The sequence below is a fragment of the Acidipila sp. EB88 genome (assembly GCF_003858395.1).
Taxonomy (GTDB): domain Bacteria; phylum Acidobacteriota; class Terriglobia; order Terriglobales; family Acidobacteriaceae; genus EB88.
The window spans coordinates 65,808-91,270 of record NZ_QWEV01000005.1 but is presented as its reverse complement, the minus strand read 5'-3'; the positions used below and the strand labels follow the sequence as shown (position 1 = coordinate 91,270).

The window sequence follows — 25,463 nt, the reverse complement described above, 5'->3', positions numbered from 1 at the left end:
GCATGCACGCGTACCTCGGCAGGCGATATTGTTTCTCGGCGTCGCACCGGCTTTTCTGTCCGGAGTGGGATGAGGTGCGCAACCAGGAGCACTTTGGCAAGTGTGCCAACCCGCATGGACACGGGCACAATTACATGGCAGAGGTATTGGTGGGAGGGCAAGTCGAAGGTGTGACCGGGATGGTACTGGACCTGGTGGAACTCGACGCACTGGTTGCGCGCGAGGTGCTTGAGCCGTTCGGTCACAGTAACCTCAATCTCCACCCCGCCTTTGCCGGTCGCGTGCCAACCAGCGAGCACGTGTGCATGGAAATCTTCAACCGTATCGACGCGGCGCTCCCACCCGGTATGCTGCGGCAGGTCCGTCTGGAAGAGACGCAGAACAACTTTTTTATCTATCGCGGCAGCGCACCAGCGCCGGGAAGCAAGGGCTTTGTGAAGCAATGAGCAAGAACAACGATGCAGGAAGTGAAACCAACGAGCAGGAGGCGCAGGCAGCCAATGCGACGCTGCCAGCAAGCCGACTTGGGGATGTCACCACGGAAGAGCTCTACCGTGAGCTGATCTATCGCTTTGACCGGGACCCATCGCGTGACGGACTGTTGCGCACCCCGAGCGCGCCGCCAAGGCCATGCAGTTCCTGACCAGCGGCCTGGACCAGGACCCCGCCGATATCCTGCGCTCGGCCCTGTTTGAGGTGGACTACGACGAGATGGTGATCGTGCGCGACATCGAGATGTATTCGCTGTGCGAACACCACATGCTGCCGTTTTTCGGCAAGGTGCACATTGCCTACATTCCCCAAGGCAAGGTGGTAGGGCTGAGCAAGCTGCCGCGCCTGGTGAACGTATTCGCGCGCCGCCTGCAGGTGCAGGAGCGCATGACCCGGCAGATCGCCGAAGCCGTGGAGGAGGCGATCGGGCCGATGGGTGTGGGCGTGGTGATCGAGGCGCAGCACCTGTGCATGATGATGCGCGGCGTTGAAAAGCAGGCCTCGCAAACTGTGACCTCCGCGATGCTGGGTGTGTTTCAGAAGCAGCGCACGCGCGCGGAGTTTCTCTCGCTCGTACGCGCAGGAGCCCGTTCTTGAACGCGCTGCTGCTGGTAGACAAGCCCGGAGGAATGACCTCGCACGACGTTGTGGCAAGGGTGCGCCGTGCCACCGGCGAAAAGTCGGTCGGGCACCTCGGCACGCTGGATCCGATGGCGACGGGCCTGCTGCCCCTCCTTCTGGGAAAATGGACCCGCCTTGCGAAGTTCTACGGGGCGCTCGCGAAGACCTACACCGGGGTGATTCGCTTCGGCTTCGCGACCGACACTTTCGATGCCGAGGGACAGCCCGCGGGCACCCTGGTTGCGCCGTCGGTGACGCTCGCAAGCATGCGCGCCATGGCCGCGACGTTTCTGGGAGAGAGCGAGCAGATGCCGCCGGCTTACTCCGCCAAGAAGATCGGTGGGAAGCCCGCGTATGCCATTGCCCGCGCCGGCGAAACGCCCGCGCTGCGCCCTGCCAGGATCACCGTGGACGAGTTCGTGATCGAGAGTGTGGAGCCGCTGCCGGACGGCACGGTGGATGCGATTTTTCTGCTGCGCATCTCGGCCGGTGGCTATGTGCGCTCGGTGGCGCACGCCATGGGACAGCAGGCAGGCTGCGGGGCGCATCTTGCGGCTTTGCGGCGGGTTACGGCCGGGCCGTTGCGGCTTGAGGACGCCTTCACTCTGGCCGAGATCGAAGCCCGGGCAGCGGCTGGCACGCTCGAGCTGAAGCTCTGCCATCCTCGACTGCTGCTGCCGCAGATCCCGAATGTCACAGCGGACGCGAGCACCCTGGAGCGCATCCGCCATGGCAATGCCGTGGCGCTGCCCGAGTTCTCAGATGCACCGGTGGTGAAGGTGTTTGCCGGCCAGCAGCAGCTGGCTGCGGTCGTGGACAGGGTGGCGGGCGTGTTGTTTCAGCCGTCCATCGTGCTGCTGTAAGCCGCTACTTTTCGAGCAGCGGCTCCACAAACGGCAGCACGTTGCGCGCGACCTGCGCATAGCCCGCGCCGTTCGGATGCATGGAGTCGGCGCTCATCAACTCGTCGTGTCCATACACATCCTTGAGCAGGAACGGTACAAGCCGCAGCTTGTACCGCGCTGCCAGCGCCGGGTACATCGCGTCGAAAGGCTTGACGTAGTCAGGCCCGAGATTGGGCGGTAGCTGCATACCCAGCAGCAGCACCTTGATATGCGCGTGCTGCAGAGCCTCAATCATGGTGACGAGGTTGCGCTGGATACCGTCCACGGGCTGCCCGCGCAGGCCGTCGTTGGCTCCAAACTCAAGCAGAACCAGCGATGGATGCTCGGCGATGATGTTTGCGACCCGGCTTACGCCATCCTTGGTGGTGTTGCCGCTTATGCCCTGGTTCAGGATGGTCGCGTGGTAGCTGGCGGCTTCCAGCGCCTTGCGCAGAAAGTCAGGGTAGCTGGTGCCGGGTGCCGCACCATAACCGGCGGTCAGGCTGTCGCCAAAGCAGACCACTGTCTGGGTGCGGGGTGCAGATGGCTTGTGCTGTGCAGACGCGGGCAGCGTCGAACAGCCTGCCAGAAGAGCTGCGAGGATGCCGGCCTTGGACCGGATGAAAATAGCTGGGACGTGGCGTCGCATTGTTGCTCCAGTTTAGTGGAGCCGTACCGAGCGCTCATGCTCGAATGGGATTGGAGCGCGTGTGCGTCTGTTTTGCACACCGCCTGCGTCAAACAAGGACGGTTATTGGAAGTGGAGCAAGCGCAATGGTAGAGGCACGCGGAGTTTGGAAGCGAATGCGGAACGGCAGCACCACGGTTGAAATCCTGAAAGGGATCGACCTCCTTGTGCCGCGCGGCCAGTTTGTCGCCATCATGGGCTCGTCCGGGTCAGGCAAGAGCACGCTGCTGGGCCTCCTGGCGGGGCTTGACTCGCCCAGCGAAGGCCAGGTGCTTGTGGATGGGGTGGACATCAGCCACATGGCCGAGGATCGTCTCGCGCAGGTGCGCGGGCAGCGCATCGGCTTTGTGTTTCAGAGCTACCAGCTCATTCCCACACTGACCGCCTTTGAGAATGTTCTGCTGCCGTTTGAGCTGAATGCGCGCGGGGACGGCAAGGCACGCGCGCGTGCGTTGCTCGAGAGTGTAGGGCTGGGCAGCCGGTTGCACCACTATCCTGTGCAGTTGTCGGGCGGCGAGCAGCAGCGGGTCGCGCTGGCTCGCGCCTTTGTGCTGGAACCCCCGATCGTGCTGGCCGACGAGCCCACCGGCAATCTCGACACCGCGAATGGACAGCACGTGCTCGAGCTGCTGACGACCCGCCAGCGCGAGGCAGGTACAACGCTGGTCATGGTCACGCACGATCCGCAGATCGCGGCGCGTGCCGACCGCCGCATCATTCTGCGCGACGGTATGATCGTCAAGGACGAGATGGTGCACGGGACGGCAGCGGAAGGCACCGACAGCGAGGGCATTGCGTGGCTGCCAATCGGTCTCGGGAACGCCTCCGACGATGCGCACCCGGATGCGGGGTCGCGGTAAATGGCGCTGACCCCGGAATGGATTCCTGATCTGTCCGACGCGCCACCTTCGCCTCGGCCTCTCCCTGCTCAGTCCATCGCCTCCTCCGGCACCAAGCCTGCGTTGCCCTGGCGCACTGCGCTGCGTATCGCCGCGCGGGAGCTGCTCTTTGCCCGGGTTAAGTTTGTGTTCGTGATTCTGTCTGTCGCGATCGGCGTCGGCGCGCTCACCGGCGTGCGGGGGTTTGCCGACTCCTTCTCCACAACGCTGCTCGGGCAGGCCCGCTCGATCCTTGCCGCAGACCTGTCCGCGCGCATGAGCCGTGCGCTGCGCCCGGACGAAGCAACGCGTCTCGCCCACTTTGCAGATCGCACCGGCGCGCAGATGACGCAGGTGACCGAGATGGCCTCCATGGCCGGCGTGGTCGGCGATCCCGTGCCCCTGCTGGTCTCCCTCAAGGTCGTCGATCCAGCGGTGTACCCGTTCTACGGCACGTTGAAGCTTCAGCCGTCGCTGCCGTTTGCCCAGGCCATCGGGGACCATTCGGTAGTGGTCGACGAGAGCCTGCTGGTGCGCCTCCACACTCAGGTTGGCGCCATGCTGCGAATCGGCGGCCAGCCGTTCAAGATCACGGCGCTGATTGCGAAAGAGCCAGATCGTCTCACCGCAGGCGTCGGCATCGGGCCCCGCGTCATGATGACCCGGCACGCAGTGGAGGCGATCGGCCTGCTGCAGCCCGGCAGCCGCTCGACGGAGCGCTTCCTCTTCAAGCTGCCTCTGCAGTCATCGATCCAGAAGGATCGCCAGTATCTCGAACACGCGCTGCCTGAGGCACAGGTGGCCGACTTTCGCGAAGGCTCGCCCGAGTTGACCGAGGGGCTCGACGAAGCACGCGGCCTGCTGAGCCTGATCTGCCTGGTAGCCATGGTCCTGGGCGCCATCGGCGTTGCCATGGCGATGCGCGCGCACCTGCAGCAGCGCATCGATGGCATCGCCATTATGAAGTCCATGGGCGCGCGCTCGGCCGACATTCTGCGCATTTACATTTTGCAGACGCTGCTGCTCGGCTGCGCCGGTGCGTTGCTGGGCGTGGTGTTTGGCGTCGCTGTTGAGTGGGTGCTGCCCAGTGTGCTCGGGTCGCTGCTGCCCATTCGTCCGCCGCTGCGCCTGCCGTGGCTCCCCGTGCTGGGTGCGTTTGCCACGGGCATCCTCACGACCATGCTCTTTGCTTTGCCGCCTTTGCTTGAGGTGCGCGACATTCGCCCGAGCGTGGTGCTTCGCCGACTGGTGGAGGCGCCGGAAGAAGGGCAGCGGGTGCGCTCCTTTTTTCGCCGGCTGCGCGGCGCCTGGGTGCAACTGGTGGCCTGCAGCGTCATCGTGCTGGCACTCGCTGCCATCGCGGCGCTGCTTTCAGATTCATGGAAGGGCGGGGGCTGGTTCGCGGGTTCACTCGCAGCCTCACTGCTGATCCTGCTGCTGCTCGCCTCAACGTTGTTGCGTGTGCTTCGCGCGGCACTCGACCGGACGCGACTGGCGCTTCCATCGATCCTGCGCCATGGCCTGGCTAACCTGTACCGGCCCGGCAACCAGTCCGCTGCAGTGCTTGCAGCACTGGGCGTCGGGGTCATGCTCATCCTCAGCGTGTTCCTGATGCAACGCTCCATCGTGGAGCGGATGCACACCGCAATGGCCTCCAACACGCCCAACGTTTTCCTGATCGACATCGCGTCGAACGAACTGGAAGGGGTGCGGCAGCTGGTCACATCCCAGACCGGCGCCGAGAAGAACTTCGAAGCTTTGCCCATCCTCACGGGCAGCCTGGACTCACTCGAGGGCACCCCGGTCCAGAAGCTCGATCGCAAGCAGTACCCCATGCGCCTGCGCCGCACCCTGTCGTTTACCTGGAGCGACCAGCCGCCAGCCGGGATTACCGTGGAGCAGGGAACATGGTGGGCCAGCAACGATGCGCACTCGGTTGCAGTGATCGACCGCGTGGCTAAGCGCATGCACCTGCACGTCGGATCGCAGGTTGGCTTCTCGTCGGACGGACAGCACTTCAACTCCACGGTCAGTGCGATCTACAAGGTGGACGGCCAGCATATCTCGAGCCGGAGCGAGTTCATCTTTGCCCCGGCGCAGCTCAGCGGCATGCCGGTTGTCTGGTACGCAGCCGTGCACATGCAGCCCAAGAGCATTGGCGAGTTGCAGCGCGTGCTGTTTGCGCACTACCCCACCGTGACCGCGATCAACATCGCCGACATCCTCGACACCATCCAGCAGGTCGTCGGACAGATCACGATTGTGATCCGCTTCCTTGCAGGCTTCTCGATTCTGTCCGGCATGGTCATCCTCGCGTCCAGTATCGCCAGCACGCGTTTTCGCAGGGTGCGCGAGGTGGTTGTGCTCAAGACGCTGGGCGCGACGCGGGCCCGGATCGCCGGCGTTTTCTCGGTGGAGTTCCTGGTGCTCGGTTTGCTTTCCGGCTGTTCGGGCGCTATCTTCGCAAACGGACTTTCCCGCGTGCTGCTGCACCTGGCGGACGTGCCGTTTATATCCGACCCGGTGGCAGAGATCTCGGGTGTGCTGCTCACAGCGGTGCTTGCAATCCTCACCGGCTGGCTGGCAAGCTGGCGCATTCTTGGGCAAAAGCCTTTGGAAGTATTGCGGGAAGAGTAAGGCTGCACGGCGATGCTGTGGTTTGCTGCGACGGCGAGGGTACGCTTATCGCCAGGGGAGGGGTGCCTCCTCCGTCTGGAATGGGAGCGCCGTCCGGCCCAAAGCACAGACTGGTGAGAAGAGTCAGCCCTGTAACTACATCTCCAATCGCCTTTCCTGTTCAGTCGCACCACCTTGCCATGCCCACGCGGGTTCCACTCGCGGCAGAGAACTCCAGCGCAGAGAGCAAACGGTGGGATCCAAACTCGATTTTGGCAACTCTCGTGAAGCCGGGGACGCAGTCATTTTCAAGAGAGCCCACGGTGATCCCAGGCGTTGTCAACTACCCACACGGCGACCCTAGCTGAAGCGCCAACACGTCTACCACTTGATCGCCGGTACGTTGTTCTGGATGCTTGCGAGCCGTAGTCGTTCCCCCACAAACCGGATCGCGAGTATGCTGCCCTCATGAGTACCAGCAGCGTGACTTCACCAGAGCCGCGGCTTCAATCGGTCGACGCTGTTCGTGGCATTGCCATGCTCTTGATGGCTATAGATCACGTTCGCGACTTTATCGATCACCGCGCCATGCTCTTCTCGCCCACTGACCTGGCTCGCACCAGCATCCCTCTTTTTCTGACACGCTGGATCACGCATATGTGCGCGCCTGTATTTATCCTGACGGCCGGTATCAGTGCGTACCTGTGGATGTCGCGCGGCCATCGTTCGAGGTCGGAACTCTCGCTCTACCTGTTTACTCGTGGGCTCGTCCTCATCGTGCTTGAGCTCACAGTACTGCGCCTCATCATGTTCTCCTCATGGCCGTTTACAGGTTCTCCTGTCCTGCTCATCATCCTGTGGGCAATCGGCGTGAGCATGATTGCTCTAGCAGCGCTGGTGTATCTACCGGTGCGCGTCCTGGCCATTGCCAGCGTGGCCATTATCGCTGGGCACAACCTTCTCGACGGTATCGAAGCTTCGCGCTTTGGTGCCGTCGCATGGTTGTGGAACGTGCTCCATCAACCAGGCGCATTCAGGGTGGCCCATGTCACTTTCATCAGCGCGTACCCGGTGCTGCCGTGGATCGCTGTTATGTCGTCTGGGTTCTGTTTAGGACACGCCTACCGATGGACGCCCGCGCGGAGAGCGCGCTGGCTGACGATGACCGGGTTCGGAGTAACGGCCTGCTTCGTATTGCTGCGTTTGTACAACAGCTACGGCGATCCATCTGCTTGGTCGAAGCAAGCGTCTTTCTCGTTCTCTGTGCTTTCATTTCTGAACGTGACCAAGTACCCGCCATCACTCGACTTCCTGCTGATGACACTCGGTCCGGCTTTGTTTGCACTCGCGGCGCTTGAGCAGCGGAAGCTTTCCGAAGGCAACCCGCTGATTGTTTTTGGCCGCGTGCCCTTGTTCTACTACGTAGCCCACCTCTTCCTGGCCCACACGCTCGCGATTCTCCTGAACCTGGTTCGGTATGGATGGAAGACGTTTGTTTTTATTGCTCCGCCCTCAATGGGAAGCCCGCCTGCGATGTTCCCTGTAGATTACGGCTTTCCTCTAGCAGTCTCATATCTGGTATGGGTAGCGATTGTTGCCATGCTCTACCCCACCTGCCGGTGGTACGCCGGGCTAAAGCGTCGCCATCGCAACGGGTGGCTCACGTATGTATGACCACAGAACATTGGCCATCGACATGCATGTGATCGTGGGAAGCCATAGCGGAAAGCGCCGCTTTATCCTTGCTGCCGGGCTGATTTGCCTGGAGCGATAAGCGAGTCTCCGCGACATCCTCTCGGGATAGATGCCATGCCGAACCGCTCAAAGCAGAAGGAGACAACATGCCCGCGTATCTCAAGCAGCGTGTAGACGCCTTGCTGATCGCAAGCGCCTCGAACAGTAGTGGACCAACGTTGCAGCAGCGTTTCGAGAGGTCGAAGCGAAGCCAGTGGTGGCTTACGCGCCGTTGGAATCTTTGAGGGCGATGCCGGTGTGCGGGGAGTCGTCCTCTTTGAATTTCCGTCGATGCAAAAAGCACGGCATTGGTCAACCAGTTCTGCCTATCAGGAAGTGAAGAGACTTCGCGAAAGGGCAGCAGGCTCCGATCTGACTCTCGTCAGAGGCGGCATCGTGCCGGTAGCAGAGCGAATGCCGATTTCGAAGTGATGACCTGATGCGGGAGTGTACAACACGAACAGCCCTGCTGATACTGAGTGAGGAACCGTGAGGCGTTGGAAAAAGTGATGAAAAGAGAACCTGATTCATCGGATACGCATCATCGCCCAGCGTGCACATGGCCACGACTCGACTGGACCAAACGGAAAGCCCAGCACCTTCAACGCTTGCTCTGAACCATTCAATCATGACCACCGAGCATCATGGTTTCGGATAATCTGAAACTACTCCAATGGTGAACAGTAGAAAGATCGCGATGTCCAAAGTCTCCGCGTTGGAAACGAGGGTGCGTGCATTGTCTGAGAATGACAGCTATGCGGTCCCAGCGCTCGAAAAGGGGCTGGATGTTCTGGAGCTTCTGGCTTCTGCTCCAGACGGTCTTACAAAGTCGCAGATCGCGCGAGCCCTGAATCGGACGGCCTCAGAGATCTTCAGGATGCTCATCTGCCTTGAGCGGCGTGGATACATCGCACAGGTGGAAGGTGAGAGAGTGTCGTTGACGCTCAAGATGTTCAAAATGGTTCAGCAGCACCCGCCGACTGAGAGGCTGATTGCCACAGCCCTTCCTGTCATGTATCACCTGGCACACGACATCCTTCAGTCCTGTCATCTGGCGGTGCTCGAAGGTGGTCGCCTGGTCATCTTGTCGCAGGTCAATGCGCCGACCCCGATTGGCTTCTTTGTGAAACCTGGTTCCACAGTGGATATCATGGAGGCGGCAAGCGGCTACGTGCTGCTAGCCCACATGAGTGACGCCCAGCGGGAACGAACGCTGCGGGATTGGAAGCGAGAAGCCGGTCGTGCCATGCCGCGTGGCTTGAACTCGCACCTGAAACGTATCGCCCAAGCAGGCTTCGAGCGGCAGGGGAGTTACTTAGTTAAGGGTGTCACTAACCTGAGCTGTCCCATTCTCGACGGGAGGCAGTCTGCAGTGGCAGCCCTTACGGTCCCGTTCATAGAGCTTTCAGGGAGCAAGGTGAAGGAGCCGGAGGTGTTGAAGGCACTCCGCGAGGCGGCGGGGGAGATCTCAACAGCCATAGGCGGTACTTCGCCAGGCTAGACCGGGCATTCCCTCGGTGGATGGCTTGCCTCGATCCGCAATTGAAGCAACCCGTATGCGAGCACGACAACGTAGCACACCTCCACACACAGGTAGCCAAGGGAGTAGCTCGCGGTGTGTTTCGCAACCAGACCGAGCAGTGGCGGTACCGTCGCTCCACCAATAACCGACATGACAAGCAGGGAACTCGCAAGTTCAGTGTGTTTGCCCATCCCATGGATCCCAAGTGCGAAGATCGTGGGGAACATGACTGACATGCAGAAGCTGCTTGCAATAAGGGCCATGGCTCCTCCAAGGCCCGGCCGCATGATTGCTGCAGCAAGCAAACAAAGGTTGATGCCGCTGTAGAGCGTGAGCAGTGCCAAGGGGCGAAACCACCGCATCAGCAGGGTAGAGACAAAGCGCCCGCAAGCGAAAGCAAGCAGATTGGCGGACAATAGAAGACCGGCGCTCCGATCAGTAGCTGCAGCGTATTGCTTCAGATACGGAATGAAGGCGGACCAGGTGCTCACCTGCGCGCCGATGCAGCAGAACTGCGCGATCATTGCGATCAGCAGTTGGGAGCGACGCAGAAGGGGCAAGAGTTCGGATAGCAGCCCTTCCGTGGGTGCGCTCGCAGGCGACCGTTGCTGCACATCAGGAAAGCGGACCATGGCAATTACGCACGCAAGGCCAAGCACTATGCAGCCCAGGCCGACGTAAGTCGGAACGACACGCAGAAGTTCACGATGGAGGTAGTCTGCATACGCGCCGTTTGCCCGCAGCACAGCCACTCGGGCCGGCGATAGCTCGATGCCGGAGAAGATGAAGTACGTACCAAGCAACACGCCCGCGATGGTACCCGGAGGATTCATCGCCTGCGCGAAATTTAGTCGACGCTCAGCAGTGGATGAAGGACCAGCCTGGGCAACGTATGGATTGGCTGTAGTCTCCAGCGTTGCCGATCCACACCCGATGAGAAACAGAGCCAGCAACATCGGGGCATAACGGCCGAGATGCGCCGCGGGCCAGAAAAGGAGAAGGCCTCCTCCAAACAGGCACAGGCCGCAGAGTATGCCGGCCTTGTAGCCGAGCCTGCGCGCGAGCAGCGCTGCCGGGATGGCCATGCAGAAGTAGCCCAGAAAGACTGCCGTTTGCACGAGCTGAGCCTGCAGGGGAGAAAGTTCAAAGGACTTGCGGAACTGCTGAACAAGGATATCGGTGAGGTTGTTGGAAATGCCCCAGAGAAAGAATAGCGACGCGACCAGGCTGAAAGCCAGTCTCCCCGTCCGGGGAAAGAGTGAGGCCTGACTGCCGAACAGTCGCACCTGCGTCAAGCGCGGCCTGCCAGCGAGCAGAGAGCTGTGCTGCGACTGTAGGCCCGAGCGGCATTGCCGCCAAACATGGCTGCTTGTTCGCCGGGGCTGAACGAGACGAAGTATTCGCGCAGCATGCTCCACCAGTGCTCATAAGTTGTCGCGAGCAGACATACAGGCCAATCCGAACCAGCGAGGAGTCGCTCACAGCCGAAAGCTTGCACACACACGTCCAGATAGGGCCTGAGACTTGAGGAGGTGAAGGGCTGCCGGCAACCCGCTTCCGTTGCGAGGCCTGACAGCTTACACACCACGTTAGGACGCTCTGCTAAGGCCAGCAATTGGGATTTCCATGGCTCAAGCCGTCCCGCGTGGATAGGTGGCTTAGCGGCATGATCGAGCACAAAGCTCTGCCTGGGGTGCCGATCCACGAGCCGAATCGCCTCGGTAAGTTGATGAGCGCGGACAAGGAGGTCAAAGCTGTAATTGAAAGCAGTCAGCACCCGCATGCCGTTGTTCAATGCAGATTGATCAAAGTAGCCGGCCGCTTGATCCTGCGCGATGACACGGAAGCCGGCGAGTGTCTGGCAGTTGTGGAAGGAGTCAAGAAGGTGAGGAAGATCCCGATCGGCGAGTGGAACCCAGCCTACGACCGCACAGATCCGTGGGTGTTCCGATGCGGTCTGCAGTAACCAGCGAGTCTCTTCCAGAGACTCGCGTGCCTGCACAGCGATGGCCGTATCGATCGAAGCCAGGTCCATCGCGTGCAGCAGGTCGCACACGGCAAAGTCCCGACGCAATGCAGAGCTCGCATCATCTATCCAGGCAAACTCTTCCTGCCGGTAGCACCAGAGATGATGGTGAGCGTCGATGTGCGGGATTCTCCCGCTTGCTGCCTGCTTGGGCATCATAGCTGCATCTTCCTGCGCGCCTTGCGCCGCACTTCAATCGGTCGCTCTGGTCCTGTTTCTAAGCAGACCAACGCCTTGTACAGTGATTTCCATCGTTTCTCGGGCGCGAAGCCACCGCGGAGGCGTTCGACCCAGCCCTACACCAGGAGGCGTGCCGGTGCTGATGACATCTCCCGGCTGGAGTGGCACCAGTGCCGAGATATAGGCAATCAGGTCGGGAATGCGAAAGATAAGATCCCGCGTATTGGCACGTTGCATCACTTCGCCATCGATCGTCAACTCGATATCGAGTGTGTGCGGGTCGGCGATCTCAGCGCTCGTGACGATGTGCGGTCCCATCGGGGTGAAGGTAGGGAAGCTCTTTCCAAGAGTCCACTGCGATGTTGCCAGTTGCACGCCTCGCGCGCTGATGTCATTCACAATCGTGTATCCGAAAACATGCTGCTTCCAGTCTTCGGCCGCGATCCGATAACCCGCCTTTCCGATCACGACCCCTAACTCGGCTTCGTAGTCAGGCTGCGTTGCTTCTGGTGGAAGCAGCACGTCTGCCTCGTGGCCAATGATCGAGGAAGAAAGCTTGATGAAGACAGTGGGCACACTCTGTACCGCCATCTTCGACTCGGCGGCATGCTCTCGGTAGTTGAGTCCAATGCCGAACACCCTTGGAGGATGGAGGAGAGGCGCGAGGAGCCGAACAGCGGACAGGGGTACCCGCTCACTGCTGAGAGCAGGTTCAGAGCGATTGCTGGCGATAAAGGCGAGCACAGGATCGCGATCCTCTGAGAACCACGGGCGAACCACGTCGCCGTCAAGTACGCCTCCACGCACGGGGCCTCCATTATGCGTGAACGTTATGAGCTTCATTCCGTTGATCCTTCCATGCTTCTCCACCTGGGAAACTGTAGCGCTGGAGTGAGTCCGGCAGAATTTCCGCGCTGTAGCCGGGATCCTGAGGAAGAAGATAGTGCGCCCGCCGGATACGCACCGGGTAGCGGAAGTGTTCGTGGAGATGGTCGACGTACTCGATGACGCGGTTCTCTAAGGAACAGGAGATACCGAGAAAGTCGAAGATTGAAAGGTGCTGCACGTATTCGCAGAGTCCAACGCCGCCCGCATGCGGACATACGGGAACACCAAACTTGGCAGCCATCAGCATGATCGCAAGGTTCTCGTTTACGCTCGCCACGCGGCAGCTGTCAATCTGACAGACGTCGATGGCATTCGCCTGTAGCAATTGTTTGAACATGACGCTGTTATGACAATGCTCTCCAGTCGCAATGCGGATCGGGGCGACCTCCTGGCGGATGCGGGCATGGCCGAGAATGTCATCCGGGTTCGTTGGCTCTTCCATCCACCAAGGCTGCAGGTCGGCGAGTTGCCGGGTTCGGCGGATTGCTTCTTCCACGCCCCATTTCTGATTTGCGTCCACCATCAATCGGTTCGTCCAACCAATCTCTTCGCGCATCACCAAGCCGCGACGAAGATCATTCTCCGCAGTGCCCCCTACTTTCAGTTTGAAGTGAGTCCATCCATCCTCTATGGCTTCACGGCAGAGTTGACGTATGGTCTCGCTACTAAACCCGAACCAGCCAGCCGATGTGGTGTACGCCGGGTAGCCTACGTCCTGTAAATGCTGCAGCCGCTCAGCCTGCCCCTGCTTGCCCGCGCGCAGAATGTTGAGAGCTTCCTCGGGGGTAAGCGCGTCTGCGATGTAGCGGAAGTCAATCACCGATACGATCTGCTCCGGAGACATGTCTGCGAGCACACGCCATACTGGCTTCGCCTCTGCTCGCGCATACAGGTCCCACACCGCGTTGAGGAGGGCGCCGCAGGCGAGATGCATGACACCTTTCTCAGGACCGAGCCAGCGGAGCTGCGTATCTCCTGTTAGTTCAAGGTAGAGCCCGTTCAGATCCCGCGTTAACTCCCCTAGGGTACGACCGACTACGACGCGCCCCAGAAGGGAAAGCGCGCTCACCACCAGCTCGGTTCCCCGACCAAGCGTGAAGGTGAGACCATGACCCTCCAAGCCGGCGGTCGTCCTGAGGACGCAATAGGCAGCTGAATAGTCTGGATCCGTGTTCACAGCGTCGGAGCCTAGCTGGCCTCGCGAGGTGGGAAAGCGCAGGTCAATAACGCGTATGTCTGTGATGATTATTTCAGCCAAGCTTTGTCCTAGTGAAGCGAACGGTAACCTTTGGCGAAGCGCGAGATCGCGAGACGTGGGTCAGTTTATGGATGGACGCCTGGTTTCGTCAATGAACATTATCTGGCACAAGGCCGGACGGCTGTGGCTCTTCTCGTGTACTTTGGTACGGCGTCTTTATGACAGTTCCCGTAGAAAGGTTTCTCGAGGGTGCCTGATGTTCCAGCTCAATCATCGGCGGGCTGTGATTAGCGGTGCAGCAAGCGGAATCGGTTTGGCGATTGCCCGGCGATTCAGCGAGGCAGAGGCGGAGGTGCTTCTTTGCGACCGGGAGCACGACGCCGTGCAGGCGAGAGCCGCTGAAATCGCAGCAGGGACCGGCTCGCCGGTGAAGAGTTTCGCATTCGACGTAAGCGATGAAGCCGCTGTTGGGCAGGCGTTTGCGCAAATCGGTCCCATCGACATCCTTGTAAACTGTGCTGGGGTCGCCCACGTCGGCACTCTTGCTACGACCTGTCCCGCGGATGTAGACAGACTGTTTCAGGTAAATGTCCGTGGAACCTACCTGTGTATGCGAGCCTCGCTGCCTTCTCTGCTGCGTCAGCCAGGCGGCTGCATCCTGAATATGGCATCCATTGCAGCCACCGCGGGTATCCCGGATCGTTTTGCCTACTCGATGACCAAGGGAGCCGTGGTGGCTATGACTTTGTCTGTAGCGCGGGATTACGTTGCGCATGGCTTGCGCTGCAACTGTATTTCGCCTGCTCGCATTCACACGCCCTTTGTGGATGGGTTCGTGGCGAAGAACTACCCCGGGCACGAGCAGGAGAAGCTGAAAGAACTTGCGGCTGCTCAGCCTGTCGGGCGCATGGGCACACCCGAGGAGGTCGCCACGCTCGCTCTCTATCTATGTTCGCCTGAGGCGGGTTTCCTCACAGGCGTTGATTACGCCCTCGATGGCGGATTCTTTAACCTTCGATAAGTACTGCAGCAGGTTTGGTATGGATTTGGGTTTGGAGCAGCGCGTCATCGTAATCACCGGCGGCGCCTCCGGGATAGGTGCTGCCATCTCGTGTGCCTGCCTCGAGGAAAAAGCGCTGGTAGTAGCAGTAGGCCGCCGCACTCAGGAGACCGAGCAGTTCGAAAGGCAGATGCAGTCCGTGGCTGCCTTTCGCTTTGTTGAAGCCGAGTTGTCCGAACCTCAGCTTTGCAAACAGGTCATAGGGTTAGTGGCTGAGAAGTACGGCAGGATGGATGCACTGGTGAACAATGCCGGGACTAACGACAGCATCGGGTTGGAGACCGGAGACCCTTCTCGGTTCTTCGAAAGCCTTCGGACTAATCTGCTGCACTACTATGCCATGGCTCACTATGCGCTGCCGTTGTTGAAGGCGGCGCGCGGCTCGATCGTAAACATCAGTTCCAAGGTAGCGCTTACAGGCCAGGGGAACACCTCGGCCTATGCCGCCGCGAAGGGTGCGCAACTGGCACTGACGCGTGAGTGGGCAGCAGAGCTTGCCGCTGCGGGCGTGCGGGTGAATAGCGTGATACCGGCCGAGGTCGCGACAGGGATGTACAGCGATTGGCTAGCGCAGCAGGGTGACCCGGGGGAGCCCGGGCGCGGATTCAGGCACGAGTTCCCCTAGCGCACCGCATGACGGAACCGCAGGAGATCGCGGCCGCCGTCGCTTTTCTGCTGTCTCCCACGCAGTCCTCGCATACGACCGGGCAGCATGTAGTCGTGGATGGTGGATACACACACCTGGATCGCGCCCTGCCTTAATCGCCGACCTTACTGGCAGCAACTCCCGCCCCGGTGCGTCCCTCGTTTCACCTTGTGGAAGAGTCCGCTGTCTGTGGCACTGAACGCTTGTGGTATCAGGAACGAAGACGGTCAAACAGAGTAGCTCCCATGGAATGAGACATGGAGCAGCACTCCGGCACACCTGGCAGTCTGCTTTCGGTCAGCATGGTCCCATCCAAAGCACGGACTGCCGCAATGCGGGGAGTTTTTACCTCGTTGCACACCGCCAAGTGCTTGTGCGCCCTCACAGATCCCGGGTACTTAAAAGAAATACCGGCTAAACACCACCAGCGACGCATAGCAATGCGTTTACCTGCTGCCGGCTCGTCCTGGCTTGATCCAGTACTTCAAGATGTTCGCTCAAAGGCGACATGTGAACCCATCAGATCGGCTTTTGCCTGCTAATCGCGAGCTTGCTGGATGGCTGTCCGGCTGCCCTCCGCGTGTCTCCCCGTACTTACTCCGTAGGAGTTCGCCGAAGGTCCGCACTACAAAGCACACAATCAAAGGCACGGCTGAAAGCTGGTTGTAGACCCTGGCAGTTAAGGATGCAAATAGCTGGTCACCTCGTGTCAGTGTTCTCGCCTGTGAAAAAGACACATCATTGACAAAAATAGATGAATGCCTTTACATTTGCCCCGGTTCGAGCGACTTGCTTTTGCCAGGCGCACGTGACATCGATTCGCGCTTGTAGGGGAAAAGATCAAGACCACTCGAGGAGGACAGTTATTGATAGCGCCAGGAACTTGCTTTGGCAGAGCAGCCCAAAGCACAAGCCTCTCCCTTCGAGTTGTCTCGTTTCTGTGGCTGCTCCAGGCCTGGGCCGGCTGCCAGCAACTTCGACAGTCTGCTTCAAAGGGAAATTCCTTGACGCCGGCGGGCGGTGCCACCGGAGAAAGCGGCCAACCAGGTCTACGGCTGCAGATCTGCTGCGCTGCTACGGAGCGCCTGCCACTGTGTTCGACGCAGAACCCTCTGCAAGATCGCGGGGGCATGGTGGAACGTTGGATCTCCACTCTTAGGACCTTCAACACCCGTACGGCGGCAGGGAACGCGGAATTCACAGAGGACAGTTCCATCCAGAAAGGAACAATGCGCGCAGCACGATAGAGATCCAGGGGCGAATGGAACGTGGCAGGCACTTCTATTTGGGAGGCAGTATGCAGGTTGATAAAGCAACGAGAACTCATGGCTTGAGAAAGACACACACGCTGGCGGGGAACCTCATGACCGCAATCGCCATCGGAACGTTCGCGTTTGGGTTGCAATCCGCCAAAGCGCAAACGACCTACGGGACCATTGTAGGCAATGTAACGGACACAAACGGGGCATTACTGCCGGACGCAACCGTGGATGTCGTTGAGACCGAGACCAACGAGACGCGCGAGACAACGACCAACGCGCAAGGTGAATACACGCTGTCGACTGTGGCAGCCGGAACGTACAACGTCACGGTCACTAAGCAGGGCTTCGGACCGCTGAAGACTTCGAACATTCATGTCACATTGAACACGGAAGTACGCGTAGATGCATCCCTGAATCCTGGGTCTCTGACGCAGTCTGTTACTGTCTCATCAGAAGCAGCCCAGTTGCAGGCCGACAGCGCAGATGTGCATGCCGAAGTGTCCAGTCAATCACTCGAGGAGCTTCCCCAGCCAACACGTACCTATGAAGGTGTGATTGGACTGATGCCCGGCGTTGCGCCTCCCTCAGCCAGCACAGGTGGGACCAACAACCCGATGCGGTCGATGGAAATCCAGTCGAATGGTACAAGCGCAAGTGGGACCAACGTGAGAATCGATGGTGTCAGCGCCACCAACCCGTGGGTCCAGTTCAACTCGACCGCAGTCCCCTCGACGGACGCGATCCGGACAGTGAACGTCGTCACCGCCAGTTCAGGCGCAGATGAAGGGATGGTCAACGGCGCGGCCGTCAACGTGCAAATCAAAAGCGGCACCAACGCTTTTCATGGCTCTGCTTACGAGTACCACATCGACAACCTGTTGAAGGCTCGACCTTACTTTCTCCCGGCCGGCAACAACCTGCCCAAGCTTATCGACAATGACCTTGGCGGAACCATTGGCGGCCCGCTCCTAAGGAACAGGTTGTTCTTCTTCGGCTCCTACGAGGGAGACTTCTTGCACCAGGGAAATACAAACATCGTAACCGTGCCTACTGCCGCCATTCGCCAAGGCAACATGGCCGGCTCGTCTACCCCCATTTATGACCCGAACAGCGGCAACGCAGACGGTACAGGGCGAACACCGTTTGGCGGAAATGTTATCCCCGCCAACCGAATTAGTCCCATCGCGAACCAGCTGGTTGCACTGATCCCGGAACCGAACCTTCCCGGCATTTCGAACAACTACTACGTCAACACCCCGGTCTACTACAAGCTGCAGAAGATCGACACAAAGCTCGACTGGACGGCAACCAGGAAGCTGAGCATGTTTGCCCGTTTCAGCGACTACCCGTACAACGAGACGCAGGCTACTATCTTCGGCCCGGTGCTGAGCGGTGGGAATGGTGCTTTCCAAAGCGGCAATATTTATGCTACTTCCGTCTCAGCGACTTACGTCGCAACGCCCAACTTTGTCGTAGAAGGCCTCTTTGGACTGACACATTCGTACCAGACACTCAGCCCTCCCGGAACCAACACGCGGTATGGCTTGGATGTTCTTGGTATCCCGGGAACGAACCTGGGTGCGCTGCCGGAAGCAGGCGGGCTGCCGCAGTTCAACGTCAACAGCTATTCCGGGTATGGCTACTCCTATCCGGCGCTTGTTTACAACGATCCAGTATTCGAATACACGGCGAACGCCACCTGGACCAAGGGGAGGCATACGATTCGTTTCGGCTTTGACATCAGCCAGCAGCACATGAACCACATAGAGATTCAGCCGACACAGTTTACCTTCACTGGTGGCGCTACCTCTCTCAATGGGGGCGCCGCTGCAAATCAGTACAACTCCTTCGCGGACTTCCTCCTGGGCTTGCCTAACAATGACACCAACAGTGTCCAAACTGTTCCGCAGGTCACGCTTCGCACCTGGCAGTATGCTCCGTATGTCAGTGACCAGTGGCAGGTGAGCCAGAAGCTTACTTTTGCCGTAGGCACCGGCTGGGAGTACTATCCGGTACCAACCCGCTCTGATCGCGGCATCGAGTACTTCGACCTGGACACCAACCAGTACAAAATATGCGGTGAGGGCTCGGTTCCGAAGAGCTGCGGCATCAACGTGCAGAAGACGCTTTTCTCGCCGCGCATAGGGCTTGCATACCGTCCTATGGCAACGACGGTGGTGCGTGCGGGTTACAGCCTGAACCCCGAGCAGATCAACATGTACCGCGATGGCCTTTACAGCTATCCCATCGACCTCACCGGCAACTACTCGGCGACGAACTCGTACAGCGCCGTCACCACCCTTGCGCAAGGCATCCCCGCGTTGACCCCTCCTGATATCTCGAGTGGCATCCTTCCACTGCCGGCTGGCGTCACCTTCACGACAGACCCTAAAAACTTCATCCGCGGCTACACGCAGTCCTACAACCTGACCGTCGAGCAGGACTTCGGCAAAGGCTGGCTCGCGCAGGTTGGCTACGTGGGCACTCACAGCGTGCACCAGCATACCCGCTACAACATCAACTATGGTCTCCCCGGCAAAGGAGCTGCAAGCCAGCCGTTTTACAACGGGACGCGCGCTACCGGTATCACCGGCGCTGAAGTGGTCATTTACCCGTACGAGAGCATGGTTTACAACTCCTTGCAGAGTACGCTTCGCCATGCTTTCTCAAGCGGCTACCAGTTAGGAGTGTCCTATACGTGGTCTCGCTGGAGAGGAACCTGCTGCGATGAGAATGGTGATGGGGAGCCTGAGATTCCGATCCCCCAGTATTTCCAGCTCAACCGCGCTCTACTTCCCGGCGATCGCACAAACAATGTCCAGATCAGCGGCCTGGCGCAGCTCCCTTTTGGTGCCAACAAGTCGTTCCTCAAGCACGGCATTGCCGCTGCCGTTGCTGGCGGCTGGCAGCTGAATGCGATCGTCAGCTTTTACTCAGGCACTCCTTTTTCCGTCACAGCCGACGGGACCTCACTCAACGCGCCCGGCAGCCAGCAGCGTGCCGACCAGGTGAAGGCGAGTGTGCAGATACTGCACGGGGTAGGGGATAACCCCTACTTCGACCCAACAGCATTCGCACCTGTCAACCAGCCCCGCTTCGGCACGGCATCCTTTGACTCACTACGGGGTCCAGGCTTCGGAAACGCAGACCTGGGCTTGTTCCGCAACTTTGCTCTTCGCGAAGGGATCACCGCGCAGGGCCGGATCGAGGTGCTGAACGCAACGAATACGCCACACTTCTCAAACCCTGATGGCAACATCGCGGACGGCAGCTTCGATACGATTACCTCAACCAGTCCTGGCAGTCGCACCACAGATGAGCGCTATATACGGCTCGGCTTCAAGCTGACGTTCTAGGGGTCGTGAGGCCAGGGGCGTCCAAGCGCATCTCCGCCTCGAAGATTCACTTGGACGCTTCGAAGTCGGCCTGGACTTCACAACGCCGACGTGCGCTTGGGTCGAGGGCTGCGGCACGCAGAAGGAGCCAATGTTGCTCAATAGGTCGAGAGGAAACAATGGGTGATATGCACAACAAAACGGCCGCAGGATGCGGTTGCAATCTGGTGCGTAGCGGCCATGTTGATGTGCGGGTGCAAGGAAAGGCGTGTAATGACAGGGAGGGTGGTGACCATTGATGACCAGGAGCATACGGGCGCTTCTTGTTCTAACGAATGTGCTGTTCTGTGGCGTGGCAGTGCATGCACAGTTGGCGACATCACCATGGAAGGATGGCCACTTTCACCTGGACACAGAGGGTGTCCTTTCGCGTTCGGATATTGTTCTCCTCCGTCCTAATGTCCAGAAGACAGAGGCGATGCCGCTGGGTAACGGGCGGCTGGGTCTGGGAGTCTGGTCGGAAAACGGTTACACCGCACAGCTAAACCGCGAAGACACGTGGCCGTTTCGCCTGTCGCCCGGCCAACTCATTGTTCCAGGTCTCAAAAACATGACAGCGGCGAAGGACTTCAGCGCGCGGCTGGACCTATACGACGGTGAGTTCGTGGAAAAGGGTGGCGGTATGACCGCTGTCACGTACGTGGATGAGAAGTATGACGTGATGGTCGTGGAGGTATCAGGCGCCGATCCACGCCAGGAACAGCAGGTCAGATTAGGCCTATGGCCCGGCAGAAAGGCAGTTGCGGAAGCGAGCAACTCGGTCGGAGTGCTCTCCGAGACGTGGCGTGACACGGAGGAGATGGGAGCGAGCGGCCTGACATTCGGATCGCTGAGTGGGGTGCAGGTAGACGCTCGCGAGGCGCGCGCTTCCGTGGATGGCAATCTTTCTGTGAAGGTGGCGTTTCATCCAAAACCGGACGGCACGTTTCGTGTCTTCGTCGCGTCCCCGGAGTGGCACGGTGGCGACGCGCTTGGCGGTGCATCTGCCCTTCTGGATCCTGCAATGGCGCTTACGTCCGCCGACCATCGCGACTGGTGGCATAAGTTCTGGAGTGACTCAGCTGTGATCGCATTCGCATCCGGTGACCACGTAGCGGAGTACTTTGAAAATCTTCGCGCCATCGATCTGTTTGCGACGGCAGCCGAAAACCGAGATCGCTATCCGGGCAGTCAGGCAGGCATCGGCGATCTGTTCTCTTCTTTTCGGGACGAACACCACTGGGGCCCTTCAGCCTACTGGCACTGGAATCTTCGCATGCAGGTGTCTGCGAATTTCGGAGCGGGGCTTGCAGGCTTGAACGCTCCGTATTTCAATCTGTACAACGACAATATGGACGCCGTTGCCAGGTGGACACGGGAGCATATGGGCGGACGCAAAGGCTTGTGCGTTCCGGAGACGATGCGTTTCAACGGGGCAGGTTTTGAAAACGAAAAGTGGTTAAAGGCTCCCGGAATCAACTGCAGCGAAGATGGCCGGCCCTATTACAACGCCCGGACCATCTCGACCGGCGCAGAGGTGTCCCTGTGGATGTGGCAGCAATACCTCTACACGGATGACAAGAGTTTCCTGGAGGCGAGCTACCCGTTCATGCGTGAGTCGGCTCGCTTCCTCTTGTCCTATGCGCGCCATGATGGCGGCGGCAAGCTCTTCACCTACCCCTCCAATGCTCACGAGTCCAACTGGGATGTCCGCAGCCCGACCACCGATATCTCTGCGATGCAGGCCCTGTTTCCAGTTGTGATTCAGGCCGCAACGGTGCTTGGTATCCAGGCGGAGGATGATGTTGTGCGCATGCTGAACGAGGAGACTCAAAGAGTGCCCGCACTTCCTCTTCGCCACATCGACGCAACAAAGGTGCTCAACAACTTCGATGGCAGCGATCCCACCGTGATCATTGCGAATGCCTATACGGATGATCCCATCCGTCACAACGAAGAGAACATTGGTCTGGAACCCGTATGGCCGTATGGTTTGATTGGTGACGACGGTCCTCTGCACGACCTTGGAGTGCGCACCTTCCAGCACCGGCCCAATATGGCTGCTGCTGACTGGAGCGCCGACCCAGTGCAGGCTGCGCATCTGGGACTGGCTCAGGATTTAAGAGACACCATGATGAAAATTACAGAGCGTTACCAGTACTACCCGAACGGCTTCGCTCAACTCACGGACGCTCCAGAGTTCTACGTGGAGCAAATCGGGGTAGTCGCGGACGCTCTGCAATGCGCGCTGGTACAGGAGTTCGACGGAGTAGTGCGGGTCGCCCCGGCGATGCCTGCCGATTGGGACGCAGATGGGACCGTGGTCGTGCAGCATGGCAACAAGGTGCATCTGCAGGTGAGGCAGGGCAAGGTGATCACTCTGGGCGTTGAGGCTGCTCAGGATGGCGAGTTGAGGCTGCGCAATCCCTGGAGCGGTAAGAAGATCATGGTGAGCACAGCAGGTGTCGCCCCGTCTGAACAACTCTCAGGCACGATCCTGACCCTGCCACTGCACAAGGGCACCACTGCGATGCTTGCGCCTGCAGACGCCCCGAACATGAACAGTCAACTAGCAGCCATCCCTGCCATCAAGGCCAGCATGCCAAAGCATTTTGGTTCGAGAATCATCGGCATGGATCGTCAGGATACTGAGCCTGCTGCTGCGCATTGACAAGTGCAGGTACGGCTCCTGCAATGTGTCCAGCTCGTAAGCTGGACGCGCTTACCTCCTCGCGCAACCGACTGGATGTTAGCTCAGGCGCCGTGGCTCAGTCCGAGAGGGCTGCGCCGCGGAAGAACCATTCGACGCCGAAGCGATCGATCATGCGGCCATAGATGCCGAAAGGCATGGGGCATAGTTCGGTGAGATTGGCAGGATCGGCGCCTTCGCGGAGTTTCTGGAAGACGGGTCGGAGTTCATCGAGGCCGGTGCCAGTGACATAAAGCGCGGCAGTGTTGCCCTGGATCGGGCGGCGGCCGGGGTGCAGCCAGTCGGTGGCCGAGAACTCGACCGTCCCGCTCCGGAGCAGGGCATAGGTGATCTTGTGGTGCTGCTCCGGTGGGTGGTGCGTGTGCATGGGGGTGTCCGCGAGGCGCGTGAGTTGGAGCGTGCCTCAGAAGCAGGACTGGTAGAAGTGCATGGCTTCGGCACAGTTGCCGTCGAACAGCAGAAAGGGAGAGATGCTGAGCATCCGCAGCCTCCGGGAATAGGGAAAGGCGCCGCCGGGGATTGTAGCCCGTGGCAGATACGTCCGGCTATGGGACGGCCGCGCGGTAAGCTGGTGGGCATGCGCGCAGGAACAGGGATGCTGAAGGTGCCGGGCAAGGGAATCGCGGTAGCGGCGGTCGCGATCGTGCTGTGTGTGTTTGCGTTGCAAATGGTGCGGGTGGCTCGGCTGTACTCGGCGAACTGGGATGAGGCGCACCACCTGTACGACGGCTACCTGATCCTGACAGAGCATGATTACCGGGCGAATGCAGAGGTGCCGCCACTGCTCAAGATCGCGGCGGCGCTGCCACTGCTCGGTATGCACCTGCAGCTGCCGGCACCAACGGGGACCTCGCAACAGGAAAACGCGTTCCTGGCAGGACGCGCGTTTGTGTTCGGCAATGGTGGAGACCGGTTACTGTTTCCGGCGCGAATGATGTGCATGCTTTTTTCGCTCGCAACGGCACTGGTGGTGTACGCAGCGGGGCGGCGATACTTCGGGGCACTCGCGGGGATGTGCGCGCTGGTGCTGTTTGTCTCGGACCCCAACGTGCTGGCGCATGGGACGCTGGTCTCCACGGACATGGGGAGTGCTCTGTTTCTTGCGGCCGCAGTGTTTGCGTTCTACCGCTACGCGGAACGGCCCACGGTGAAGCTGCTGGCAGCGACAGGGGTGTTGGCGGGTCTGGCGCTGGTCGTGAAGTTCACGGGCATCCTGGTGGCGCCGATGCTGTTGCTGCTCGCGGTGGCGGAAGGGATACGGCAGCGCAGCGCGAACGTGGCGGCGCGGCTGGTGGGCTCGGCACTGGCGGCTCTTGGGTGTGCGTGGGTGGTGCTGTGGGCGTTTTACGGCTTCCGGTATGCGCCTGCTCCGCATGGGCTGGCGCTTGCGCCGGCACTGGGGCCGTATCTGGCCTCGATGCCGAACCCGGCTGATGGCGTGAAGCTGGCGTGGGTGGCCCGGCTGCACCTGTTGCCGGAAGCATACGTGTGGGGGCTGGCGAACACGAAGCACACGGAGTGGGAGTACTCCTCCTATTTTTGGGGGCGGGTGTACCGGCATGGGCCGTGGCAGTACTTTCCGGCGGCGTTTCTGATCAAGTCGACGTTGCCGCTCTTGCTGCTGCTGGTGCTGTCACCGGTGGTGTGGCTGCGGGGTTGTCGCAGTAGCCGAAGGCATCGCGACGGGCGGCGGTTGCTGTTTCTGCTGGTGCCGGTGGCGGTGTACAGCGCAGTGGTAGTGACGTCGCACTTCGACATCGGCGCGCGGCACCTGATGCCCATCTATCCGTTTCTGTATGTCGTGGCGGGCGCGGTGGCGGCGCGACTGCTTGGGATGGGTCGCGGTTGGGCGGTGTTGGCGATCGCACTGCTGGTATGGCAGGTGGTGACGACGGAGCGGGTCGCGCCCAACTACATGGCTTACGGCAACGAGGCGTGGGGTGGTCCGCTGGCGGTGCGGCGGTACCTGAGCGATGCCAACGTGGACTGGGGCCAGCAGTTGAAGACAGTTCGTGAGTACCTGGACCGGCACCACGATCCCGAGTGCTGGTTCGCATACTTTCCGGATGGAGCGGTGCAGCCGCAGGACTACGGCATCTCCTGCCACCGGTTGCCAACGCCGAGCGGCCTGTGGTGGTTCGGTTTGCCGATGCAGGTGCCGGCGACGATCCACGGCACGGTGCTGATCAGCGAGAGCGTGCTGGATGGCGTGGAGTCGGGAGATGGAGTGCTGAACCCATACGAGGACTTTCGCGGGCTGAAGCCGGACGCGATCCTGCAGGACGGCGTGTATGTGTATCGGGGCACGTTTGCGGTGCCGCTTGCGGCGGCATGGGTGGACGTGCGGCAGTCGGGATTGCTGGCGCAGCAGGGCCAGCTGCCAGAGGCTTTGCAACGGGCGCAGGAGGCGGCTGCGCTGGCCCCTGCATCTGCGCGTACGCAGTTACAGTTGGCAGAGGTGTTGGCGCAGCAACAGCAGTGGGCTGTGGCGGGGGAGCACTACCGGATGGCGCGGGGGAACCTGCGGGCGCAGAGGCCGGATCTACAGCAGGAGGAGCTTGCACCGCAGATCGAGCGTGGTCTTGCTGGATTGCCGGCGAAGTGAGCAGGTGCTGTTTGCACGTGGATGAAAGGGGATTGGTATGCCCGGAGATGAAGAGCGAGGCCCAGGACCCTGGACATGC

21 protein-coding genes are annotated in these 25,463 nt (G+C 60.1%); 15 read left to right on the top strand and 6 right to left on the bottom strand.

The window, feature by feature from the left end; translation table 11 throughout:
• The first annotated feature begins 2 nt into the window (after positions 1-2).
• The 4 genes from D1Y84_RS01405 to truB are packed head-to-tail and all read left to right on the top strand — an operon-like array spanning position 3 to position 1,976.
• A complete protein-coding gene (locus D1Y84_RS01405) occupies positions 3-446 on the top strand; it encodes a 6-carboxytetrahydropterin synthase (protein ID WP_124846916.1) in 444 nt (147 codons plus the stop codon).
• A complete protein-coding gene (locus D1Y84_RS18800) occupies positions 443-643 on the top strand; it encodes a hypothetical protein (protein ID WP_370245685.1) in 201 nt (66 codons plus the stop codon). Before D1Y84_RS01405 ends, D1Y84_RS18800 begins: the two co-directional genes overlap by 4 nt.
• On the top strand, positions 631-1,089 hold the full coding sequence (gene folE, locus D1Y84_RS01400; RefSeq protein WP_370245684.1) for a GTP cyclohydrolase I FolE: 459 nt from the start codon (positions 631-633) through the stop codon (positions 1,087-1,089). The genes D1Y84_RS18800 and folE overlap by 13 nt, the downstream gene beginning before the upstream one ends.
• The gene (gene truB, locus D1Y84_RS01395) at positions 1,086-1,976 is read left to right on the top strand and encodes a tRNA pseudouridine(55) synthase TruB (protein ID WP_124846915.1); all 891 of its coding nucleotides are present in this window, start codon (positions 1,086-1,088) and stop codon (positions 1,974-1,976) included. The genes folE and truB overlap by 4 nt, the downstream gene beginning before the upstream one ends.
• A 4-nt stretch (positions 1,977-1,980) precedes the next feature.
• Here the strand turns inward: truB and D1Y84_RS01390 are convergent, their stop codons facing one another.
• Complete coding sequence (locus D1Y84_RS01390; RefSeq protein WP_124846914.1) at positions 1,981-2,646, bottom strand: arylesterase; 666 nt, start codon at positions 2,644-2,646, stop codon at positions 1,981-1,983.
• 125 nt (positions 2,647-2,771) lie between these two features.
• Between D1Y84_RS01390 and D1Y84_RS01385 the strand changes: the two genes are divergently transcribed.
• The 5 genes from D1Y84_RS01385 (at position 2,772) to D1Y84_RS01365 (ending at position 9,414) form a co-directional block, all read left to right on the top strand.
• The gene (locus tag D1Y84_RS01385; RefSeq protein WP_124846913.1) at positions 2,772-3,545 is read left to right on the top strand and encodes an ABC transporter ATP-binding protein; all 774 of its coding nucleotides are present in this window, start codon (positions 2,772-2,774) and stop codon (positions 3,543-3,545) included.
• Positions 3,546-6,200 (top strand): ABC transporter permease, encoded by a 2,655-nt coding sequence (locus D1Y84_RS01380; RefSeq protein WP_124846912.1) that lies wholly within the window; start codon positions 3,546-3,548, stop codon positions 6,198-6,200.
• A gap of 447 nt (positions 6,201-6,647) precedes the next feature.
• The gene (locus D1Y84_RS01375) at positions 6,648-7,853 is read left to right on the top strand and encodes a DUF1624 domain-containing protein (protein ID WP_124846911.1); all 1,206 of its coding nucleotides are present in this window, start codon (positions 6,648-6,650) and stop codon (positions 7,851-7,853) included.
• Positions 7,854-8,081: 228 nt separating this feature from the next.
• Complete coding sequence (locus D1Y84_RS18795) at positions 8,082-8,345, top strand: DUF1330 domain-containing protein (protein WP_124846910.1); 264 nt, start codon at positions 8,082-8,084, stop codon at positions 8,343-8,345.
• A gap of 295 nt (positions 8,346-8,640) precedes the next feature.
• Entirely contained in the window at positions 8,641-9,414 is a 774-nt protein-coding gene (locus tag D1Y84_RS01365; RefSeq protein ID WP_370245797.1) for an IclR family transcriptional regulator, read from the top strand.
• Here the strand turns inward: D1Y84_RS01365 and fucP are convergent.
• From fucP to D1Y84_RS01345, 4 genes are read right to left on the bottom strand one after another with little or no spacing between them, the layout of a single operon-like run.
• Positions 9,411-10,721, bottom strand: coding sequence for an L-fucose:H+ symporter permease (gene fucP / locus D1Y84_RS01360; protein WP_233581536.1), 1,311 nt, complete (start codon positions 10,719-10,721; stop codon positions 9,411-9,413). The two genes, D1Y84_RS01365 and fucP, sit on opposite strands and share 4 nt — an antisense overlap.
• Positions 10,722-10,726: 5 nt before the next feature.
• Positions 10,727-11,617, bottom strand: a complete 891-nt coding sequence (locus D1Y84_RS01355; protein ID WP_233581535.1) for an amidohydrolase — start codon at positions 11,615-11,617, stop codon at positions 10,727-10,729.
• A 36-nt stretch (positions 11,618-11,653) separates the two neighbouring features.
• Positions 11,654-12,484 carry a fumarylacetoacetate hydrolase family protein gene (locus D1Y84_RS01350; RefSeq protein WP_124846907.1) on the bottom strand — a complete coding sequence of 277 codons (831 nt, stop codon included), beginning with the start codon at positions 12,482-12,484 and terminating at the stop codon, positions 11,654-11,656.
• Entirely contained in the window at positions 12,459-13,787 is a 1,329-nt protein-coding gene (locus D1Y84_RS01345; RefSeq protein ID WP_124846906.1) for an enolase C-terminal domain-like protein, read from the bottom strand. Before D1Y84_RS01345 ends, D1Y84_RS01350 begins: the two co-directional genes overlap by 26 nt.
• A gap of 67 nt (positions 13,788-13,854) precedes the next feature.
• Between D1Y84_RS01345 and D1Y84_RS01340 the strand changes: the two genes are divergently transcribed.
• From D1Y84_RS01340 to D1Y84_RS01325, 5 genes are all read left to right on the top strand, one after another.
• Positions 13,855-14,748 carry an SDR family NAD(P)-dependent oxidoreductase gene (locus D1Y84_RS01340; RefSeq protein ID WP_370245683.1) on the top strand — a complete coding sequence of 298 codons (894 nt, stop codon included), beginning with the start codon at positions 13,855-13,857 and terminating at the stop codon, positions 14,746-14,748.
• A gap of 19 nt (positions 14,749-14,767) precedes the next feature.
• Positions 14,768-15,412 carry an SDR family NAD(P)-dependent oxidoreductase gene (locus D1Y84_RS01335; protein WP_255424331.1) on the top strand — a complete coding sequence of 215 codons (645 nt, stop codon included), beginning with the start codon at positions 14,768-14,770 and terminating at the stop codon, positions 15,410-15,412.
• A gap of 8 nt (positions 15,413-15,420) precedes the next feature.
• On the top strand, positions 15,421-15,549 hold the full coding sequence (locus D1Y84_RS18600; protein WP_255424330.1) for an SDR family oxidoreductase: 129 nt from the start codon (positions 15,421-15,423) through the stop codon (positions 15,547-15,549).
• Between the two features lie 1,214 nt (positions 15,550-16,763).
• Positions 16,764-20,051, top strand: a complete 3,288-nt coding sequence (locus D1Y84_RS01330; protein WP_158615255.1) for a TonB-dependent receptor — start codon at positions 16,764-16,766, stop codon at positions 20,049-20,051.
• A gap of 277 nt (positions 20,052-20,328) precedes the next feature.
• Complete coding sequence (locus tag D1Y84_RS01325) at positions 20,329-22,740, top strand: DUF5703 domain-containing protein (protein ID WP_124846904.1); 2,412 nt, start codon at positions 20,329-20,331, stop codon at positions 22,738-22,740.
• Positions 22,741-22,837: 97 nt separating this feature from the next.
• Here D1Y84_RS01325 and D1Y84_RS01320 read toward each other — a convergent pair whose 3' ends face one another.
• Positions 22,838-23,146 (bottom strand): glyoxalase/bleomycin resistance/extradiol dioxygenase family protein, encoded by a 309-nt coding sequence (locus D1Y84_RS01320; protein ID WP_124846903.1) that lies wholly within the window; start codon positions 23,144-23,146, stop codon positions 22,838-22,840.
• 228 nt (positions 23,147-23,374) lie between these two features.
• Between D1Y84_RS01320 and D1Y84_RS01315 the strand changes: the two genes are divergently transcribed.
• Positions 23,375-25,384: a glycosyltransferase family 39 protein gene (locus D1Y84_RS01315; RefSeq protein ID WP_233580939.1), complete on the top strand. Its 2,010-nt coding sequence runs from the start codon at positions 23,375-23,377 to the stop codon at positions 25,382-25,384.
• Positions 25,385-25,463: the final 79 nt, after the last annotated feature.

Excerpts from the sequence above, each read along its gene's own strand:
- D1Y84_RS18800 (WP_370245685.1), top strand. The coding sequence starts at position 443 with ATGAGCAAGAACAACGATGCAGGAAGTGAAACCAACGAGCAGGAGGCG.
- D1Y84_RS01375 (WP_124846911.1), top strand. The coding sequence starts at position 6,648 with ATGAGTACCAGCAGCGTGACTTCACCAGAGCCGCGGCTTCAATCGGTC.
- D1Y84_RS01355 (WP_233581535.1), bottom strand. The coding sequence starts at position 11,617 with ATGCCCAAGCAGGCAGCAAGCGGGAGAATCCCGCACATCGACGCTCAC.
- D1Y84_RS01325 (WP_124846904.1), top strand. The coding sequence starts at position 20,329 with ATGACCAGGAGCATACGGGCGCTTCTTGTTCTAACGAATGTGCTGTTC.
- D1Y84_RS18600 (WP_255424330.1), top strand. The coding sequence starts at position 15,421 with ATGACGGAACCGCAGGAGATCGCGGCCGCCGTCGCTTTTCTGCTGTCT.
- D1Y84_RS01340 (WP_370245683.1), top strand. The coding sequence starts at position 13,855 with ATGGATGGACGCCTGGTTTCGTCAATGAACATTATCTGGCACAAGGCC.
- D1Y84_RS01335 (WP_255424331.1), top strand. The coding sequence starts at position 14,768 with ATGGATTTGGGTTTGGAGCAGCGCGTCATCGTAATCACCGGCGGCGCC.
- D1Y84_RS01315 (WP_233580939.1), top strand. The coding sequence starts at position 23,375 with ATGCTGAAGGTGCCGGGCAAGGGAATCGCGGTAGCGGCGGTCGCGATC.
- D1Y84_RS01380 (WP_124846912.1), top strand. The coding sequence starts at position 3,546 with ATGGCGCTGACCCCGGAATGGATTCCTGATCTGTCCGACGCGCCACCT.
- D1Y84_RS01320 (WP_124846903.1), bottom strand. The coding sequence starts at position 23,146 with ATGCACACGCACCACCCACCGGAGCAGCACCACAAGATCACCTATGCC.
- D1Y84_RS01385 (WP_124846913.1), top strand. The coding sequence starts at position 2,772 with ATGGTAGAGGCACGCGGAGTTTGGAAGCGAATGCGGAACGGCAGCACC.
- D1Y84_RS01405 (WP_124846916.1), top strand. The coding sequence starts at position 3 with ATGCACGCGTACCTCGGCAGGCGATATTGTTTCTCGGCGTCGCACCGG.
- folE (WP_370245684.1), top strand. The coding sequence starts at position 631 with ATGCAGTTCCTGACCAGCGGCCTGGACCAGGACCCCGCCGATATCCTG.
- D1Y84_RS01350 (WP_124846907.1), bottom strand. The coding sequence starts at position 12,484 with ATGAAGCTCATAACGTTCACGCATAATGGAGGCCCCGTGCGTGGAGGC.
- D1Y84_RS01390 (WP_124846914.1), bottom strand. The coding sequence starts at position 2,646 with ATGCGACGCCACGTCCCAGCTATTTTCATCCGGTCCAAGGCCGGCATC.